The 18,692-nt window shown below is 44.6% G+C and carries 12 protein-coding genes, 3 tRNA genes and 3 rRNA genes; 11 read left to right on the forward strand and 7 right to left on the reverse strand.

From position 1 onward, the window contains the following. The first annotated feature begins 706 nt into the window (after positions 1 to 706). Genes C4H11_RS13685 through C4H11_RS13695 form a run of 3 tightly spaced genes read left to right on the forward strand, consistent with a single transcriptional unit; the run spans position 707 to position 2,934 of the window. Positions 707 to 1,432: a hypothetical protein gene (locus C4H11_RS13685; protein WP_106042847.1), complete on the forward strand. Its 726-nt coding sequence runs from the start codon at positions 707 to 709 to the stop codon at positions 1,430 to 1,432. 53 nt (positions 1,433 to 1,485) lie between these two features. Further along, the gene (locus tag C4H11_RS13690) at positions 1,486 to 1,974 is read left to right on the forward strand and encodes a hypothetical protein (RefSeq protein ID WP_106042849.1); all 489 of its coding nucleotides are present in this window, start codon (positions 1,486 to 1,488) and stop codon (positions 1,972 to 1,974) included. A gap of 54 nt (positions 1,975 to 2,028) precedes the next feature. Continuing rightward, positions 2,029 to 2,934 carry a hypothetical protein gene (locus tag C4H11_RS13695; protein ID WP_106042851.1) on the forward strand — a complete coding sequence of 302 codons (906 nt, stop codon included), beginning with the start codon at positions 2,029 to 2,031 and terminating at the stop codon, positions 2,932 to 2,934. 55 nt (positions 2,935 to 2,989) lie between these two features. Here the strand turns inward: C4H11_RS13695 and C4H11_RS13700 are convergent, their stop codons facing one another. From C4H11_RS13700 to C4H11_RS14345, 7 genes are all read right to left on the reverse strand, one after another. After that, positions 2,990 to 3,553 (reverse strand): DUF6642 family protein, encoded by a 564-nt coding sequence (locus C4H11_RS13700; RefSeq protein WP_106042853.1) that lies wholly within the window; start codon positions 3,551 to 3,553, stop codon positions 2,990 to 2,992. A gap of 280 nt (positions 3,554 to 3,833) precedes the next feature. Next, a tRNA-Phe gene (locus C4H11_RS13705) sits at positions 3,834 to 3,906 on the reverse strand. A 129-nt stretch (positions 3,907 to 4,035) separates the two neighbouring features. Further along, positions 4,036 to 5,103: a thiamine-phosphate kinase gene (gene thiL / locus C4H11_RS13710; RefSeq protein ID WP_106042855.1), complete on the reverse strand. Its 1,068-nt coding sequence runs from the start codon at positions 5,101 to 5,103 to the stop codon at positions 4,036 to 4,038. A 5-nt stretch (positions 5,104 to 5,108) separates the two neighbouring features. Beyond that, entirely contained in the window at positions 5,109 to 5,918 is an 810-nt protein-coding gene (locus C4H11_RS13715; protein WP_106042857.1) for a purine-nucleoside phosphorylase, read from the reverse strand. Then, positions 5,857 to 6,987: a tetraacyldisaccharide 4'-kinase gene (gene lpxK / locus C4H11_RS13720; RefSeq protein ID WP_106042859.1), complete on the reverse strand. Its 1,131-nt coding sequence runs from the start codon at positions 6,985 to 6,987 to the stop codon at positions 5,857 to 5,859. The genes C4H11_RS13715 and lpxK overlap by 62 nt, the downstream gene beginning before the upstream one ends. Beyond that, positions 6,984 to 8,756: a signal peptide peptidase SppA gene (gene sppA, locus C4H11_RS13725; RefSeq protein ID WP_106042861.1), complete on the reverse strand. Its 1,773-nt coding sequence runs from the start codon at positions 8,754 to 8,756 to the stop codon at positions 6,984 to 6,986. The genes lpxK and sppA overlap by 4 nt, the downstream gene beginning before the upstream one ends. Positions 8,757 to 9,406: 650 nt before the next feature. After that, positions 9,407 to 9,547, reverse strand: coding sequence for a hypothetical protein (locus C4H11_RS14345; protein ID WP_205729969.1), 141 nt, complete (start codon positions 9,545 to 9,547; stop codon positions 9,407 to 9,409). A 468-nt stretch (positions 9,548 to 10,015) separates the two neighbouring features. Between C4H11_RS14345 and C4H11_RS13735 the strand changes: the two genes are divergently transcribed. The 8 genes from C4H11_RS13735 to leuC all read left to right on the forward strand — a co-directional run bounded on the left by C4H11_RS13735 (position 10,016) and on the right by leuC (position 18,674). Further along, a 16S ribosomal RNA gene (locus C4H11_RS13735) occupies positions 10,016 to 11,543 on the forward strand. Between the two features lie 120 nt (positions 11,544 to 11,663). Then, positions 11,664 to 11,737: transfer RNA gene (locus C4H11_RS13740), tRNA-Ile, on the forward strand. An 11-nt stretch (positions 11,738 to 11,748) separates the two neighbouring features. Beyond that, positions 11,749 to 11,822, forward strand: a tRNA-Ala gene (locus tag C4H11_RS13745). A 110-nt stretch (positions 11,823 to 11,932) separates the two neighbouring features. After that, positions 11,933 to 14,822: ribosomal RNA gene (locus C4H11_RS13750) — 23S ribosomal RNA — on the forward strand. A 93-nt stretch (positions 14,823 to 14,915) separates the two neighbouring features. Next, a 5S ribosomal RNA gene (gene rrf, locus C4H11_RS13755) occupies positions 14,916 to 15,026 on the forward strand. The 16S, 23S and 5S rRNA genes sit together here with 2 tRNA genes alongside, the layout of an rRNA operon. A gap of 129 nt (positions 15,027 to 15,155) precedes the next feature. Continuing rightward, the gene (locus tag C4H11_RS13760; protein ID WP_106043466.1) at positions 15,156 to 15,401 is read left to right on the forward strand and encodes a hypothetical protein; all 246 of its coding nucleotides are present in this window, start codon (positions 15,156 to 15,158) and stop codon (positions 15,399 to 15,401) included. A 319-nt stretch (positions 15,402 to 15,720) separates the two neighbouring features. Beyond that, positions 15,721 to 17,217, forward strand: a complete 1,497-nt coding sequence (locus C4H11_RS13765) for a 2-isopropylmalate synthase (RefSeq protein ID WP_106043468.1) — start codon at positions 15,721 to 15,723, stop codon at positions 17,215 to 17,217. A 62-nt stretch (positions 17,218 to 17,279) separates the two neighbouring features. Beyond that, the gene (gene leuC, locus C4H11_RS13770) at positions 17,280 to 18,674 is read left to right on the forward strand and encodes a 3-isopropylmalate dehydratase large subunit (RefSeq protein WP_106042864.1); all 1,395 of its coding nucleotides are present in this window, start codon (positions 17,280 to 17,282) and stop codon (positions 18,672 to 18,674) included. The last annotated feature ends 18 nt before the right edge of the window (positions 18,675 to 18,692 follow it).

Here is an 18,692-nt window from a genome sequence, read left to right on the forward strand (position 1 = left end):
AGATAGAGTGAACGAACTTATAAGAAAGTGTTTGGTGAAATTGTAATTGTAAATGGAATAACTATAAATGAGAGGTTGTGTTATTGCATCCTCTCATTTTTTGTATAAAACCCTACTCAACCTCAAAAAGCTATTTTTGAAACACCAAATTTTCGGGGACTTATAGGGTCAAATTTTATTGAGTAGAAAAATATGCTTAAAGCCCTTTTGCCATAAGGGGAACGCTGCATTTCTGCCATAACAGCTTACCCATAGCAAGCAGGAGAAAATGGGGTAAAAATGCGGTTGTATAAAAAACATATTTAACCTTACAGATGGCTAAGTGGCATAAGCAAGAAAGGATGAGACGGCAAGAAAGCAAGCCCCCCATTAAATGAAAAATAGAAATTTAGCGATTTGTGGTAGTTCGTTTAAATGCAGAAATGAGCTATAAGGTGAGATATTTTTTATCATTATCCCGATAACTGATTTATCTTTTTTTGTACCTTTGCAGAAACAAAATCAGATAATTAAGAAACAGACAGTAATAAATAACATACATATTGATTAAAAGCATTAGCTTTTATTCTTGCTTCTAAAAATCGCCAAAATTGAAGCTGTCAAGAGTAAAGTGTTAATGCCCATGCTTATGCGTGGGCTTTACTCGTTTGGCAGCAAGGTGTTTGGCGATACCATAGAAGCAAATGTAGTTTAGCTCACGTTTTTTATGGAAATAAGAGTGCCAAATACCGAGGAAACCATTCGTATAGAACGTACAGGACAATTCCAATTCAAGCAGGTTGTTACAGACTTGCTGATAAATGTTATTTGTGATAGTATAGTAGCGGCAAAGAGTTATATTGAAAAAACTAAATATACCACATTCTCTTTTGGAGAATTGCAAATGCACTCTATAATAATACCAGCATTGGCAAAAAACACAGACTGCTTTATCCTTGAATACCCTATTGAGCGAAAGGTCGGAAGGGAAAATCATTTTGGGCGTGTTGATTATTATTGCCGATGTAATGTGGACAAACGAAATGAATATCATTTATTTATAGAATTGAAAAGCAATAAACAGTCTTTGCCGTTTGATAAATATAGGGAAGATAGTATTCGTTTTTGGGAAACTGCATACAGGCAAATTTGTGGAATAGGTCAAGAAATTAGGGTAAATAGAGCTTTTTATACTAAACCAATAATTCGTGTTTGTATAGAAACAATCGCTCTATATGCCCATGAAACCAAAAACATAACTACATCAGACATTGACGTAGCTATAAAAGTAGCGCAGAATGATTTTTGCCGTAAGAAAATAAATCCTAATCTAATTGCTTTATGGAAATGTAGCGATAAACTTATGGAGATAGCTAAAGATGAATGGAACGAAGAACGTAAAATGTATGGTATAATCTTTATATGCCATATAATGGAACCTATTTCTTTCTAACAATAGCAATGGATAAACATAGCATAATGTATTACTTGATTTAAATTCTAAAAATGAAACCGTACAATCTTTTTTTAACCGTATTTGTTGGCTTGGTCTTTTTGATAGGTTGCTCGAAAGACGATGTTGAAAAAGAAACAACACCACCCGTGAAATTGGAGTTTCCCAAAAATCTTATAGGTCTTTGGAAAAGTGATGCACAAATAAAAAGTGAAAGTCCTCGAAGTTCCGACATAGAAGTTCTTCCATTTAGTGGCTATAGAAATTATACCCAAATACTATTTCGTACAAATACAGCAATGATAAATGAGTGGCAGGAATATTATCAAGAAGATAAAATGATTTCGGAAACTTATCTATCGCAGAAATGTGAATTGATAGAAGTTAATATGCCTTATTATACCTTACTTATAACAGAGGGTAAAAATATGGGCGAACGAATGGTGTTTAAATATATTCCGGATAAAAAGACAATAGAGTGGGTGGTATATGTTTCTTTAGGGTTTATCCAAAATCCCAAGAATCTCAAAAAGACTGATTGATATTTTGTAATTAGCTGTATTTTTGTAGTTATCCAAATATAGATAACCATAGCAATGATAGACCGAATAACAATCTATATAAACGATGTGGAGTTTGATGATGTAAAAGACCGTCTTGGCTTATCTCCATCAGGAGTAGCCAAAGATGAAAGTTTGATATATTCTTCGTCCGTAAAAAATTTGAAGTTTGAATACAAAGTGAGAAGATTAAACATTACGGGGTCTTTACACAAATATGCAAAAGGAGATAATTATTCCCTATTTACTTATGATGAAGCAAGAGGCGTGTTGCATGAATTGTCTGAGATTGTGGGTATTCCATTAAATCGTTTTGTCGTTTTTAGTATAGAATTGGGAGTAAATATTCAAATGGATAGAGACGTGGAACGCTATCTCAAAATCCTGCACTCTTATAAGCTGCATCCTTTTGTTTTAATGTCGCCATTAAAAGGAACGAGTAAATTTAGAGGAAATAAATGTACGTTTTCTAAATACGTGATAAAATTCTATGATAAGACGTTTGAAACAATAAGAAGGAATTGCATACCTAAAGAAGAACGATATAGAATCCCTGCCAATTTGCTGCGCTACGAAATTCAACTATCACGTAAGCAACTGAAAAGTTTAGGCTTTACAAATGTAACTGGGAAGAATTTGTTAAGCCCTTTGCATTATACACGCTTTAAACGTTTGATGAAACGGGTATTTGATAACATCGTTTTTGATGACGCGATAGATTATACAGGCTGTTTGGAAGATGATATAAAAAAGCATATATTTGTCATGTCTGACAAATACGGTTATTATCTCCAATGTCTAAAAGATTATTTCGGAGAGACAGAATACCGCAAGGAAAGGCGCAGGACAAATGAATTGCTTAAAAGAATGTCCTCACTTCCGAAAGGTGAACTGGAAACCGAACTAAAATCCAAATTTGAAACAACCATTTCTAAAGTATAGCGAAAACGTAAATTTTCCATGCTCCAATATGTAGGAGTAAATAGTAAGTATAATATTAGAATATAGTAAATCTAAGAATATCTACTAATGTAGAATACTTACTAATGATGTTCTTTTTAATGGTAGTATAAGTGCGATATGTATTCAGTACATTAAAGTATAGCAATTCAAAAGCACTGCTTTCTATATACGGTACATCCTTTTTATATCCCGAAACAAAGGAGCATCCAGTATGGTTAATAAAGTCGGTGATATTACTTTCCGTTGTGTTGAGTGTCGAACAACTTCCGAAGTGTACGATTTTGCCGTTTAATTTGCCCTCCAACACATCGGCAATCTCTTTTAGTGTAATAAACTCTTTGCCGAAATAAATGCGGTTCTTGCGTCCGTGATACGCTATATATAAAACGGTGTAGTTTGAGTACCGTTTTTGCGTGAACGCCTGCAAGCCTTTTATGAAGTCCTCTTTGGTGGAACACTTGCGGTAAATGTATTTGATTTTGGAGAAAGTAAACAACAAATCCAATATGGGTTTTATGCTTTGGTTGCTGTGAGGATGTTTGTTCCAGTTACCCTCTAAACAGTAAATGTACCGTTGTTTGGTTTCCGCACGTGCCATATACCTACATCAAAAAACAATCGGTTAAACAACATCGTTTCTTGAAATGCCAGTGCAAACCGCCTAAACCGTTTGATTTTCCGCTAATATCCGTTTTCATGCTTGTTTTTCTTTGAATAGTGGTGCAAAGTTACGAAAAAGTCCGTATCTTTACAATATAAGTAATTTATAAACAGATATTTAATAGTGATTGCAATGAATGTTTTACCATTGTTTTACCCCAGAAAAACAAAAAACGCTGTAACTTGTTCAGTTACAACGTTTCGTGAGGTTTTCAAAGTGGTGCCACCAGGAATCGAACCGGGGACACAAGGATTTTCAGTCCTTTGCTCTACCAACTGAGCTATGGCACCATGTTTTTCTTTTTTGCGGTTGCAAAGGTAGTGAAATTTTTGAACTGTGCAAGGGGTTTGGAAATAAAAACACTGATATTTGAATCGGCTTAATTAAATATCAGTGTTTATTGCATTTTTATTTCATTCTCACTCTGCTTTATCCGCTCCTTCAGCAATAGCAGTCTCTTTCTTTAAAGGATTCCAGCCTTGAGCTTTTAAATGAAACTCCTGTCCATCACGAGTTATGAGAGCACTTCCTAATTCTTGTTTGGTAATGTGCCCGATAAGCTTTACACCTTCTATCTCGGAAACTTTTTCGTGTTCGGCAATAGGAACAGTGAATAATAATTCGTAGTCTTCACCCCCGTTGAGGGCACAAGTGGTCAGGTTCATATTGAACTCCTCTGCCATGACAGCTGTCTGATAGTCAATAGGGATGTGCTCTTCATAAATGCGGCAGCCCACTTTACTCTGAGTGCAGATATGCAGCAATTCAGACGACAAACCATCAGAGATATCCATCATTGCCGTGGGCTGTATCCCTTCTTCCGCCAGCTTTCGTATGATGTCGCAACGAGCTTCCGGTTTCAGTTGCCGTTGCAAAAGATATTCTTTACCGGAAAAGTCTGGTTGCAAGTCTTTGTCTCCCCCCTTGAGTACGGCTTTCTCACGTTCAAGCAGTTGCAGTCCCATGTAAGCGGCTCCCAAGTCGCCGGTGACACAAATCAAGTCGGTTTCACGGGCTCCATTGCGATAAACAATTTTGCCTTTTTCTCCTTCGCCGATGCAGGTGATGCTGATCGTCAATCCGGTGTAGGATGTAGAAGTATCACCGCCGACAATATCTACATCATATTCCTCGCAAGCCAGACGGATGCCGGCATAGAGCTCCTCCATATCTTCTATGCTGAACCGTTTGGAAATGCCCAGCGAAACGGTAATTTGCTTGGGAGTTCCGTTCATGGCATAGATATCGGAAAAGTTGACTACGGCAGACTTATACCCTAAATGTTTGAGCGGGACATAAATCAAATCGAAGTGTACGCCTTCCAATAACAGGTCGGTAGTTACGAGAACTTCTTTATCTGCCGGGTAGGAGAGGACGGCTGCGTCATCGCCGATGCCATACAAGCTTGATTTGTTTTTTAGTTCGATGCCCTCGGTGAGGTGGCGGATGAGGCCAAACTCACCGAGGGTAGCAATTTCTGTTCTCATTATTTTCAGGCTCTGTTGATAAGTTCTCGCATAATTTCTGTCATCCTGGGTTGTGCTTCGTCGGCAGCTTTCTGCACTTCCTCATGAGAAACTTCTACAATCTTGCCTTCTATGCCAAGGTCGGTGATGACAGATATACCGAATACTTTGATGCCGCAATGGTTTGCTACGATTACTTCCGGTACGGTGGACATGCCGACAGCATCAGCACCCAGAATGTGGAACATCTTATACTCCGCGGGAGTTTCAAAAGTGGGACCTTGAGTGCCGAGGTAAACGCCATGCTGAACTTTTATGCCTTTTTCGGCTGCGATGGCATCGGCTTTACGAATCAGTTCCTTGTTGTACGCTTCGCTCATGTCTGGGAATCGAGGCCCATAGGGAATGTTCTTGCCGCGCAACGGATGTTCGGGGAAATGATTGATATGGTCGGTGATAATCATCAGGTCACCGATTCCAAAATCGGGATTGGTGCCTCCACTGGCATTGGAGACGAACAAGGTCTTGATGCCCAGTTCGCGCATCACACGGATGGGAAATGTCACTTCTTTCATGGAATAGCCTTCGTAGAAGTGAAAACGTCCTTGCATGGCCATGATATCCTTATTGCCCAGCTTACCGAAGATTAGTTTCCCGCTGTGTCCTTCTACGGTGGAGACAGGGAAGTTAGGGATTTCTTCGTATTTTATTTCATACTTCTCGGTGATTTCGTCGGCGAGGCTGCCAAGTCCCGTGCCGAGGATGATTGCGGTCTCAGGATGAGTGTGCATCTTTCCTTTCAGAAAGTTTGCTGTTTCTTGAATACGTTCTAACATAGCTGATAACGTTTTGGTTAAATATATATTGTTGATTTTGTAAAAAATCGATTTCTATCGGCAGCACGTAGATGTATGGTTTCAGTGTTTCATCAAGTGCCGGATGTGACTTCAGCCTTGCGGCATCTTTCTCGGTGGTGATGATTAGTCGTTTCCCTTCTTTCAGAGAGAGAAAATCATTTTTTATTTGGTGCAAGTCTTTGTTGGTAAAGTTGTGATGGTCACTGAATGTCTGCAGTTTGATGTGCGGGGTGTAAGTGCTCACTTCTTTTTGCAGAGAAGCAGGGGAGGCGATTCCTGTAACCAAAAGCACTTCTTTATCTTTCGTGAAGGAGGAAAAGTTTTGTTTTCCATTTGTCTTTTCCGGAAATAGAGGAGTCAACACTCCATAGCGGAGTCTGGAAAAAAACAATTGTTGGTAGGGATATAGATGCAACCGTTTGCTGATGATGTTAAAATCAATTGGTTTAAGGTCGTCCGGACATTTAGTGACCACGACAATTTGCGCTCTGTTCTTGCTGCTTATAGGTTCGCGAAGCATTCCGGCGGGGAGCAGAGCGTCATCACACAATAAACGGTGGTAGTCTGTCAGCAGAATGTTCAGTCCGGCCTTTACATAGCGATGTTGAAAGGCGTCGTCTAAGAGGATGCTCCCTACAGCAGGATCCTTCAGCTTGAGAAGTTGCTCGATGCCGTGGCGGCGGTCTTCATCCACCGCTACCCTTATGCCGGGGAATTTACTTTTTATTTGATACGGTTCGTCACCTATCTGTTGCGCACTGCTTTGTCCATCTGCCAGCCTGTAGCCACGAGTCTTGCGCTTATAGCCACGGCTCAGCGTAGCAACGTTGACACCTGTTTCTTGTAGCAACTTTATCAGATATTCCGTGTGGGGCGTTTTGCCTGTTCCTCCTGCAGCGAGGTTGCCTATGCATATCACGGGAACGTCAAAACTCTTTGACCGGAGCCATCCCAGGTCAAAGAGTTTGTTTCGCAGATATACTCCCATACCGTAGAGCCATGCGAGAGGATATAGCCAGTGGCGTATCTTGATAAAGTTATCGGTCATTGAATATTCAGTTCAAAAGGAATGCGAGCTTGTATGCGGTCATATTTGTCAAAGTGCTCCAATACGTTGAATTGTTGATATATATTTCCTATCGTTCCTTTCAGCATGCGGGCTTTGATGTAGTTGCCGGGGTTTGTATTCATCAGCGTTTCAAGGAAGCTTTCTTTCTTTGGATAACTTACCACGGTATAGGCTTCTACGCCGGCTTTGGCAATGGCTATTTCTAAGGCTTTATCCAGACCGCCCAGTTCATCGACCAATCCCAATTCTTTGGCTTTGCTGCCTGTCCAGACACGACCTTGAGCTATTTTATCCAAATCTTCTTTGTTGATGCCGCGGCCGTCGGCGCAGCGGGTCAGGAACAGGTCGTAACCTTGGTTTACATGCATCTGCATCAACCTCTTTTCGCCGTCGCTCATCGGGCGGGTGAGTGTACCGAAATCTGCATATTGATTGGTCTTTACTACATCGATGCTTACGCCTATTTTATCAACCAATCCTTTGGTATTAGGGAACATCCCGAAGATACCGATGGAACCGGTTAGTGTAGTAGGCTCGGCAACAATTGTGTCTGCGTTGCAGGAAATGTAGTAACCTCCTGATGCGGCATATTCACCCATGGAAACGATGACCGGCTTCTCTTTCTTCAATTCGCTTATCGCATACCATATTTGTTCTGAACCGAAAGCACTTCCTCCCGGGGAGTTGACACGCAATACAACAGCTTTCACGTCTTCATCATCTTTTAACTTACGCAAGTCCTTGATTACCTTTTTAGAGTTGATTCCTTCACCATCTGCGGCGGCCGTTGATGAAACGCCGTCAATCTCTCCATATGCATAATATACGGCAATGATATTGCCGCTTTTGTCTTTGGGGACGTTTTTCTTTATGTTAATCATATCTTTTAGTCCCAACACTGGCATACTGTCGTCTTTGTCAATGCCTGCCAATGTTTTCAGATAATTGCGTACATCATTTTTATATATCAGTGTATCTGCCAATCCGCATTTTACACTTTCTTCGGCAGGATAAAACATAAGCATGCGGTCGGCAATAGCGTTCAACGAGTCTACTGATATTTTACGCGATTCGGCAACATCACTTGTCACCTTTCCCCAGATGGAAGCCAGATAAGCCTCAATCTGTTCACGGTTGGCAGGGCTCATTTCTGTAGAGATGAAAGGTTCCACGGCCGATTTATAAGTGCCGACTTTGAAGATCTGCATTTCCACTCCGATTTTCGCTAACAGGTCTTTGAAGAACATCGGTGTAGATGCTAAACCTTTCCATTCAATCATGCCTTGCGGATTCATAAGGACTTTGTCTGCTACACTTGCAAGGTAATACAGCTCTTGTGAGTAATCGTCGCCATATGCCACGATGAATTTTCCCGATTCTTTGAACTCTTTCAGAGCATTGCGTATTTCTTCGTGTGAGGCAAATCCGGCGCTTAATGAAGTGGCTTCGATGTATATCCCTTTAATATCATCATTCTCTTTTGCTTTCTTGATAGAAGCAAGGATGTCGTCCAATCCATAAGTCTTGTAATCATTTTGTATAAGAAAGTCAAACGGGTTGTCTTGGCTGCGTTCGGATAGCGTACCATTCAGTTCTAACATCATGACGGAATTTTTGCGCACTTGTGTTTCCGAATCCGAAGATGATACTATACTGAAAAACACCAGAATACTGATGAAAAACAATACAACACTTGATAAAATGATACCGGTAATACTGGCAAGTGTGAATTTTAAAAAATCTTTCATTGTACTTAATCGTTTTAGTATGCTAACTTTTAAAAGCTAACAAAGATAAATAATTAGGTTGATATTTACTCTATCTGTCGCAAGTTTTTTGGTTTTGTCACAATAAAAAAGTTCTTGGAATAAAATTTATCAATTGAACTTTTGCTCACGCCAGCAGGGCGATAGGATGCTGCATTCGTTTCTATAACTATCGCCGACTTCACATGGATATCGGTCATGACGCCCCTGCGCTCACCCACGACGAGCAGAGGCAGGAAAAGGGTGCGGGGAAATAAAGTTTACCCGAAAAAGAACAAGGAAAATGAAAAAAAACTATATCTTTGTCAAACGTCTGTCTTGTTCAGTATCTCTTTTTCGTTTGTGTCCATCGTCTCAGTATCAATACGCCGAAAGTATCCGATTCAGTTGGTGGGCAGAAAAAGTGTCCGGTGAAATCCGGGAAGCCAAATTGTAGTCTCCTCCGCATCCGCTCCGTATCCGCTCCGTATCACCTCCGTATTACCTCCGTATAATCTCCGCTTATATGGATACGGAGCGGAGGTGGCGCGGACACGGCGGAGACACGCCGCCGGCACGCCTCATATGTTTTTCTCTCCTTTCCCCTCCCTTACCCCCGTGTCCTTTCCCCCTTTTTTCTTCCTTTTCCATTATTATAATGTGTCCCTTCCGCTCCCCACCTTTCCTCCCTTCCTTTTCTTCTTCCTCCTACCTTGCTGTTTTTCAGTCGTTTGATTATTTTTTTTCATTTTTCTCGGAAAAAAGTTCCCCGTATATTTTGCCGTATTTCCCATAAGCTCTACTTTTGCATCCGCTTTCGGCAACGGGGGCATGTGCGCTTTGACATGATGGTTTGCGAGATGCTGCAAGCGGCTTTCGTTTCCCTTTATTCTCCTCCCCTTTCGCAGAGAGAGCGTGTGGCGGTAAATAAAAAAGGGAAAAAAACTTCTCCGATAATTTGGAGTATATTGCTAAAAGTGCTTACCTTTGCATCCGCTTTCCCTTAGAGGTCAGCGCCGTCGATCTTTGAACAGATTTACATAAACAATACAAGTAGTACAAGATCAAGATTCGTTTTCCGTTCATTCGGAAGGCGTTCTTGGGTAAAACAGAAGAACCGTCAATGCCCCCTTGCTTATTCGCTCGGGGGATTGAACATTGAGACTTCTTTAGAATTTCGGATGTCCTGAACAGAGCAACATGCCCTCCTTTTTCCCATTTTCTTCGGGATTTGGGTTTAAGTGAGAGCACACGATACTTTTACAATGAAGAGTTTGATCCTGGCTCAGGATGAACGCTAGCTACAGGCTTAACACATGCAAGTCGAGGGGCAGCATGGACTTAGCTTGCTAAGTCCGATGGCGACCGGCGCACGGGTGAGTAACACGTATCCAACCTTCCGGTTACTCCGGTATAGCCTTTCGAAAGAAAGATTAATCCCGGATAGTATGGTGATTCCGCATGGTTTCTCCATTAAAGGATTCCGGTAACCGATGGGGATGCGTTCCATTAGGCGGTTGGCGGGGTAACGGCCCACCAAACCTACGATGGATAGGGGTTCTGAGAGGAAGGTCCCCCACATTGGAACTGAGACACGGTCCAAACTCCTACGGGAGGCAGCAGTGAGGAATATTGGTCAATGGGCGTAAGCCTGAACCAGCCAAGTAGCGTGAAGGATGACTGCCCTATGGGTTGTAAACTTCTTTTATAAGGGAATAAATTGAGGCACGCGTGCCTTTTTGCATGTACCTTATGAATAAGGATCGGCTAACTCCGTGCCAGCAGCCGCGGTAATACGGAGGATCCGAGCGTTATCCGGATTTATTGGGTTTAAAGGGAGCGTAGGCGGGCGCTTAAGTCAGCTGTGAAAGTTTGGGGCTCAACCTTAAAATTGCAGTTGATACTGGGCGTCTTGAGTGCGGCACAGGCAGGCGGAATTCGTGGTGTAGCGGTGAAATGCTTAGATATCACGAGGAACTCCGTTCGCGAAGGCGGCTTGCCGGACCGTAACTGACGCTGATGCTCGAAAGTGTGGGTATCAAACAGGATTAGATACCCTGGTAGTCCACACGGTAAACGATGAATACTCGCTGTTTGCGATATACAGTAAGCGGCCAAGCGAAAGCGTTAAGTATTCCACCTGGGGAGTACGCCGGCAACGGTGAAACTCAAAGGAATTGACGGGGGCCCGCACAAGCGGAGGAACATGTGGTTTAATTCGATGATACGCGAGGAACCTTACCCGGGCTTGAATTGCAACCGAATTACCTTGAAAGGGGTAAGCCGCAAGGCGGTTGTGAAGGTGCTGCATGGTTGTCGTCAGCTCGTGCCGTGAGGTGTCGGCTTAAGTGCCATAACGAGCGCAACCCTTATCGACAGTTACCATCGGGTCATGCCGGGGACTCTGTCGAGACTGCCGTCGTAAGATGCGAGGAAGGGGGGGATGACGTCAAATCAGCACGGCCCTTACGTCCGGGGCTACACACGTGTTACAATGGGGGGTACAGCAAGCCGCCCGGCGGCGACGCCCGGCCAATCCTAAAAACCCCTCTCAGTTCGGACTGGAGTCTGCAACCCGACTCCACGAAGCTGGATTCGCTAGTAATCGCGCATCAGCCACGGCGCGGTGAATACGTTCCCGGGCCTTGTACACACCGCCCGTCAAGCCATGAAAGCCGGGGGTACCTGAAGTGCGTAACCGTAAAGGAGCGCCCTAGGGTAAAACCGGTGATTGGGGCTAAGTCGTAACAAGGTAGCCGTACCGGAAGGTGCGGCTGGAACACCTCCTTTCTGGAGTGACTTCGTATATTTTTAGGAAGTCCGGTTCTCCTGTCTTGTACCGCCTGTTTGTTTATCCGAATACGAGAAAAGTAGAAGCCGGGCCTTTTCCACGGCCGGGGTTTGACTGACAGTCCTATAGCTCAGTTGGTTAGAGCGCTACACTGATAATGTAGAGGTCGGCAGTTCAACTCTGCCTGGGACTACCCTTTTTTGGGGGGGATTAGCTCAGCTGGCTAGAGCACCTGCTTTGCAAGCAGGGGGTCAACGGTTCGAATCCGTTATTCTCCACATATTCCCGTGTTTTCGGGTATTACGATCTTTGACATGATGCGAACAATAAAAAAGTAAAGTTAAAGCTGAAAGTATATATCGACCCACACAATGTGAGCCGGTACGATAAAAAAGCAAGTAAGGGCGCACGGCGGATGCCTTGGCTCTCGGAGGCGATGAAGGACGCGATAAGCTGCGATAAGCCGCGGGTAGGTGCAAATAACCTTTGATCCGCGGATTTCCGAATGGGACAACCCGTCACTTTGAAGGAGTGACATCTGTCACAGACAGAGGCTAACGCGGGGAACTGAAACATCTTAGTACCCGCAGGAAAAGAAAATAAACAATGATTCCCCCAGTAGTGGCGAGCGAACGGGGATGAGCCCAAACCACCGGCGTTACGGCGCCGGCGGGGTTGTAGGACCACGTTCCGGCATGTGTTACGGTGAGTGGAACCGCCTGGAAAGGCGGGTCATAGAGGGTGATAACCCCGTACACGAAACCGTATCCAGCCCAGTGGTATCCTGAGTAGCGCGGAGCACGAGAAATTCTGCGTGAATCTGCCGGGACCATCCGGTAAGGCTAAATACTCCCGAGAGACCGATAGTGAACCAGTACCGTGAGGGAAAGGTGAAAAGCACTTCGAGCAGAAGAGTGAAACAGTTCCTGAAACCGTGCGCCTACAAGCGGTCGGAGCCGCCTATTGGCGGTGACGGCGTGCCTTTTGCATAATGAACCTACGAGTTACTTTTTCCGGCGAGGTTAAGGGTCTTGAGACCTGGAGCCGAAGCGAAAGCGAGTCTTAATAGGGCGTTTTAGTCGGAAGGAGTAGACGCGAAACCAAGTGATCTACCCTTGGGCAGGTTGAAGGATGGGTAACACCATCTGGAGGACCGAACCGATAAGCGTTGAAAAGCTTCCGGATGACCTGAGGGTGGGGGTGAAAGGCTAATCAAACTTGGAGATAGCTCGTACTCCCCGAAATGCATTTAGGTGCAGCCTTGACTTATACCGGCATGAGGTAGAGCGACTGATAAGATGCGAGGGCTTCGCCGCCTATCAAGTCTTGACAAACTCCGAATGCTTGCCGGTTCTATGTCAGGAGTGAGGGCACGGGTGCTAAGGTCCGTGTCCTAAAGGAGAACAATCCGGACCAGCGGCTAAGGCCCCCAAATGAATACTAAGTTGAACTAACGAAGTCAGATTGCTAAGACAGCTAGGATGTTGGCTTGGAAGCAGCCATTCATTTAAAGAGTGCGTAACAGCTCACTAGTCGAGGAGTTTGGCGTGGATAATAATCGGGCATAAGTATTCTGCCGAAGCCCTGGGATGATATCATCATCGGTAGGGGAGCATTCCACTCTGCGTCGAAGGCGAAGCGCGAGCTTCTCTGGAGCGTGTGGAAAAGCAAATGTAGGTATAAGTAACGATAAAGGGGGTGTGAACCCCCCTCGCCGTAAGACTAAGGTTTCCTGATCAACGCTAATCGGATCAGGGTAAGTCGGGTCCTAAGGCTCAGCCGAATGGCGATGCCGATGGCAGAACCGGTTAATATTCCGGTACTACCTTCAGGAGTGACGCGGTGACGGAGCAGTGACAGTGCCGCCGGCTGACGGAATAGCCGGTTGAATGGTGTAGGTGTCGAGGAGGGCAGGCAAATCCGTCCTCCGAGCCGAACCTGATAGTATGGGGCGTCCTTTGGACAACCCAATAGCGCATGTAATCATACTCCCCAGAAAATCCGCTAAACATAATCCTGTAGGTACCCGTACCGCAAACGGACACACGTAGTCGGGTTGAATATACTAAGGCGCTTGAGTGATTCACGGTTAAGGAACTAGGCAAACTGACCCTGTAACTTCGGGATAAAGGGTCCTCCGTAAAACGGAGGCGCAGAGAATCGGTCCAGGCAACTGTTTAACAAAAACACAGGGCTGTGCTAAATTGAAAGATGAAGTATACAGCCTGACACCTGCCCGGTGCCGGAAGGTTAAGAGGAGACGTCATCGATAAGAGAAGCGTTGAATTGAAGCCCCGGTAAACGGCGGCCGTAACTATAACGGTCCTAAGGTAGCGAAATTCCTTGTCGGGTAAGTTCCGACCTGCACGAATGGTGTAATGATCTGGACGCTGTCTCAACCGTGAGCTCAGTGAAATTGTAGTATCGGTGAAGATGCCGATTACCCGCGATGGGACGAAAAGACCCCGTGAACCTTTACTATAGCTTAACATTGAATTTGGGTAATTGATGTGTAGGATAGGCCGGAGGCATTGAAGTCGGGACGCCAGTCCCGGTGGAGCCGCCGTTGAAATACGGCCCTTTGGTTATTTGAGTTCTAACCCGTTGATTTTCGGGGACATTGTTTGGTGGGTAGTTTGACTGGGGTGGTCGCCTCCAAAAGCGTAACGGAGGCTTCTAAAGGTGCCCTCACGGCGATTGGTAACCGCCGGCAGAGTGTAATGGCATAAGGGCGCTTGACTGGGAGACGTACATGTCGATCAGGTAGGAAACTAGAGCATAGTGATCCGGTGTTTCTGTATGGAAAGGACATCGCTCAAAGGATAAAAGGTACTCCGGGGATAACAGGCTGATCCCTCCCAAGAGCTCATATCGACGGAGGGGTTTGGCACCTCGATGTCGGCTCGTCACATCCTGGGGCTGGAGAAGGTCCCAAGGGTTGGGCTGTTCGCCCATTAAAGTGGCACGCGAGCTGGGTTCAGAACGTCGTGAGACAGTTCGGTCTCTATCTATCGTGGGCGCATGAAATTTGCGCGGCTCTGACACTAGTACGAGAGGACCGTGTTGGACCGACCTCTGGTTTACCGGTTGTGCCGCCAGGCGCATCGCCGGGTATCTACGTCGGGATCGGATAAGTGCTGAAAGCATCTAAGTACGAAGCCGGCCGCAAGATTAGATTTCTTTTTAGGGTCGTCACAGACTATGACGTTGATAGGACGCAGGTGTACAGGCAGCGATGTCACAGCCGAGCGTTACTAATTGCCCGTCCGCTTTTTTGTCTTCCGCTTTCGTGGTTGGTATATACGTTCAGCTTGCGGTCCTCCGTGTGATACGGTGACCGTGCTTTGCTTTTCGCCTCATGTCTTTCTTATTCAGGTGGCTATAGCGCCGGGGCTCCACCTCTTCCCATTCCGAACAGAGAAGTTAAGCCCGGCCGCGCCGATGGTACTGCGTAACAGTGGGAGAGTAGGTAGCCGCCACTTTCAGGAATCCCCTTCATCAGAATACAGGATGGAGGGGATTTACTGTTTATGCGGACTTGGAAAGTTCGGTTTTTTTATTTATATTTGCCGCTGAACATTTTTATTATTAATTTAAAGCAGTTTGAAAGAATGAAATCTAAAATTTTATTGGCCGCTATGGCAGTGGCATTTTCCTTTGTTGTAACGTCTTGTGGAAATAAAAAGGCTGATTCTAATGCCTCTGATACGGACTCTTGCTGTGCGGCAAAAACAGAACAAGTATGTGATTCTACCAAGGCTTGTTGTAAGGCTGGAGACGATAGTGAGAAATGCGAAAAGGCTTGTGATAAGGCCTGTGACAAGAAAGAATGCGATAAGGCTTGTGATAAGAAGTAAAGTGATATATTAAATCAATTATCATTTTATGAGTTATAAAATGATATATTTGAGGAAAAAACAAAGTGATTTGTTTGTGAACATCGAAAAAAACATATACCTTTGTGGCATTAAGATAAAAAGAACGTAATGAATCAGAACTTTACATATATTCTACTGTGCGGTATTATTATTCTGCTAACGATGTTTAGGGGAAGTGGGTGCTGTGTATGAATATAATATAGAAGATTCAACGAAATAAGAAAGCCTTTCTCACTTCCATGTGTGAAAGGCTTTCTTATTTCGTTGGTCCGGACTATGAATCAAATGCAATAAAATGATGAGTGACAAATTGTTTTTTTTCGACACAACGCTTCGCGACGGTGAGCAGGTTCCCGGTTGTCAATTGAACACAGTGGAAAAAATTCAAGTGGCAAAGCAATTAGAGTTATTGGGGGTGGATGTGATTGAAGCCGGATTTCCCATTTCGAGTCCGGGGGACTTTAATTCGGTGATTGAAATATCAAAGGCTGTGACATGGCCTATTATCTGTGCCTTGACACGTGCCGTTCAGAGCGATATTGACGTTGCGGCCGAAGCTTTGCGGTTTGCTAAGCATAAACGTATTCATACGGGTATCGGCACATCAGATTCGCATATTAAGTATAAATTCAATTCTAATCGCGAGGAAATAATAGAACGGGCGGTAGCTGCCGTGAAGTATGCTCGCAAGTACGTGGATGATGTGGAGTTTTATGCCGAAGATGCCGGCCGCACGGACAACGAGTATCTGGCACGTGTGGTAGAAGCAGTGATCAAGGCCGGGGCTACGGTAGTGAACATTCCTGATACAACGGGCTATTGTCTGCCTACCGAGTATGGCGCAAAGATTAAATATCTGATGGAGCATGTTGACGGCATACATAATGCCATACTCTCCACCCATTGTCACAATGACTTGGGCATGGCTACAGCAAATACAATGGCCGGAGTGTTGAATGGTGCCCGTCAGGTGGAGGTTACCGTTAACGGTATAGGAGAACGTGCGGGAAATACTTCTCTTGAAGAGATAGCGATGATAATCAAGTGCCATAATGATATTGATGTCGAAACCAATATCAATACTCAGAAAATTTATCCGACCAGTAGAATGGTGTCGAGCTTGATGAATATGCCTGTACAACCTAATAAAGCAATTGTGGGGCGCAATGCTTTTGCCCATTCCTCGGGCATTCATCAGGACGGGGTGTTGAAAAATGTGCAGACTTATGAAATTATGAATCCTCACGATGTAGGAATTGATGACAACTCTATCGTACTGACTGCGCGTAGCGGGCGTGCGGCGTTGAAGAACCGCTTGTCTGTGTTGGGAGTAAATCCGACGCAGGACAAATTGGATGAAATATACGAGGAGTTTTTGAAGCTTGCAGATAAAAAGAAAGATATCAATGACGATGATATTCTGGTATTGGCGGGGGCTGATCGTTCGCAGAACCATCGTGTGAAGTTGGAATATTTGCAAGTGACGAGTGGGGTGGGTGTGCGTTCGGTTGCCAGCTTAGGATTGAACATATCCGGTGAGAAGTTTGAAGCGGCTGCCGGTGGGAATGGCCCGGTAGATGCAGCCATCAAGGCTCTGAAGAAAATAATCAATCGGCACATGACTTTGAAAGAGTTTACGATTCAGGCCATCAGTAAAGGGAGTGACGATATGGGTAAGGTGCACATGCAGGTGGAATATGATAACCATGTTTATTACGGATTCGGTGCCAATACTGATATTATTGCAGCTTCTGTTGAAGCCTATATTGATTGTATTAATAAATTTAAAGTATAAAATCTTTTAAGAGCAGAGCCAAGCTTAAATTAAGTGGTAAATAGCTAAATAGCAGATGACAGATGAATACATTATTTGATAAAATTTGGGATGCGCACGTAGTGCAGAAAGTGGAAGAGGGCCCCACACAACTTTATATAGACAGACTTTATTGTCACGAAGTCACCAGTCCACAGGCTTTTGCCGGGTTGCGCGAACGCGGAATTAAATGTTTCCGTCCGGAAAAGATTTTCTGTATGCCCGACCATAATACGCCGACGCACGATCAAGATAAGCCCATTGAAGACTCTGTGTCAAGAACTCAAGTAGAGACATTGGGTAAGAATGCAAGAGATTTTGGGTTGACCCATTGGGGTATGATGGACAAGAAAAATGGTATTATCCACGTGGTGGGGCCGGAGCGAGGGTTGACTTTGCCGGGGATGACCATTGTCTGTGGCGATTCGCATACTTCGACCCATGGTGCAATGGGGGCGGTGGCATTCGGCATCGGGACAAGTGAGGTGGAAATGGTGATGGCGTCGCAATGCATTCTTCAAACACGTCCAAAGACAATGCGTATCACGATTGACGGTAAGCTTGGAAAAGGAGTGACAGCAAAAGATATGGCTTTGTATATGATGTCGAAAATGACAACCAGCGGTGCTACAGGATATTTTGTGGAGTATGCCGGAGAGGCTGTGCGTAGCCTGTCCATGGAGGGTAGGCTGACATTGTGCAACTTGAGTATAGAAATGGGGGCGCGTGGCGGTATGATTGCTCCGGATGAAACTACTTTTCAGTATATCGCGGGAAGAGAATATGCGCCAAAAGGTGAAGCATGGGATAAAGCGCTGGATTACTGGAAAACATTGAAGAGTGATGAAGGCGCCGTATTTGATAAACAAGTGAATTTTGCCGCCGAGGATATTGAGCCGATGATTACTTATGGTACTAATCCCGGTATGGGTATGGGGATTGCAGACTCTATTCCTACCGTCGAAGACACGGATGAGGCGGCGCGAACTTCTTTTCAGAGGGCGTTGGATTATATGGGTTTCCAGCCGGGTGAGTCTTTATTGGGCAAGAAGATTGATTATGTGTTCTTGGGAGCGTGTACCAACGGTCGCATTGAAGATTTCCGTGCGTTTGCCTCTATTGTGAAAGGGCGTAAAAAGGCAGACAGTGTAGTGGCATGGTTGGTACCCGGTTCTTGGATGGTAGATGCACAGATTCGTGAAGAAGGATTAGACACAATTCTGAAAGACGCCGGATTTGCTATCCGACAACCCGGATGTTCTGCATGCTTGGCTATGAACGACGATAAAGTACCTGCTGGAAAATATGCCGTATCGACCAGTAATCGCAATTTTGAAGGACGCCAAGGACCGGGGGCCAGAACCTTGCTTGCCAGTCCCATGGTGGCCGCTGCTGCTGCGGTGACAGGGGCTATTACCGACCCGAGGGAACTCATCTGATGGGTGAACAAACTGCTG

Origin of the sequence: Bacteroides zoogleoformans, assembly GCF_002998435.1 — a bacterium.
In the GTDB taxonomy this organism is placed as follows: domain Bacteria; phylum Bacteroidota; class Bacteroidia; order Bacteroidales; family Bacteroidaceae; genus Bacteroides; species Bacteroides zoogleoformans.

Bases quoted from the DNA above. Each gene is read 5' to 3' on its own strand.
- C4H11_RS13685 (WP_106042847.1), top strand. From the start codon at position 707: ATGGAAATAAGAGTGCCAAATACCGAGGAAACCATTCGTATAGAACGT.
- C4H11_RS13690 (WP_106042849.1), top strand. From the start codon at position 1,486: ATGAAACCGTACAATCTTTTTTTAACCGTATTTGTTGGCTTGGTCTTT.
- C4H11_RS13695 (WP_106042851.1), top strand. From the start codon at position 2,029: ATGATAGACCGAATAACAATCTATATAAACGATGTGGAGTTTGATGAT.
- C4H11_RS13700 (WP_106042853.1), bottom strand. From the start codon at position 3,553: ATGGCACGTGCGGAAACCAAACAACGGTACATTTACTGTTTAGAGGGT.
- thiL (WP_106042855.1), bottom strand. From the start codon at position 5,103: ATGAGAACAGAAATTGCTACCCTCGGTGAGTTTGGCCTCATCCGCCAC.
- C4H11_RS13715 (WP_106042857.1), bottom strand. From the start codon at position 5,918: ATGTTAGAACGTATTCAAGAAACAGCAAACTTTCTGAAAGGAAAGATG.
- lpxK (WP_106042859.1), bottom strand. From the start codon at position 6,987: ATGACCGATAACTTTATCAAGATACGCCACTGGCTATATCCTCTCGCA.
- sppA (WP_106042861.1), bottom strand. From the start codon at position 8,756: ATGAAAGATTTTTTAAAATTCACACTTGCCAGTATTACCGGTATCATT.
- C4H11_RS14345 (WP_205729969.1), bottom strand. From the start codon at position 9,547: ATGGGAAATACGGCAAAATATACGGGGAACTTTTTTCCGAGAAAAATG.
- C4H11_RS13760 (WP_106043466.1), top strand. From the start codon at position 15,156: ATGAAATCTAAAATTTTATTGGCCGCTATGGCAGTGGCATTTTCCTTT.
- C4H11_RS13765 (WP_106043468.1), top strand. From the start codon at position 15,721: ATGAGTGACAAATTGTTTTTTTTCGACACAACGCTTCGCGACGGTGAG.
- leuC (WP_106042864.1), top strand. From the start codon at position 17,280: ATGAATACATTATTTGATAAAATTTGGGATGCGCACGTAGTGCAGAAA.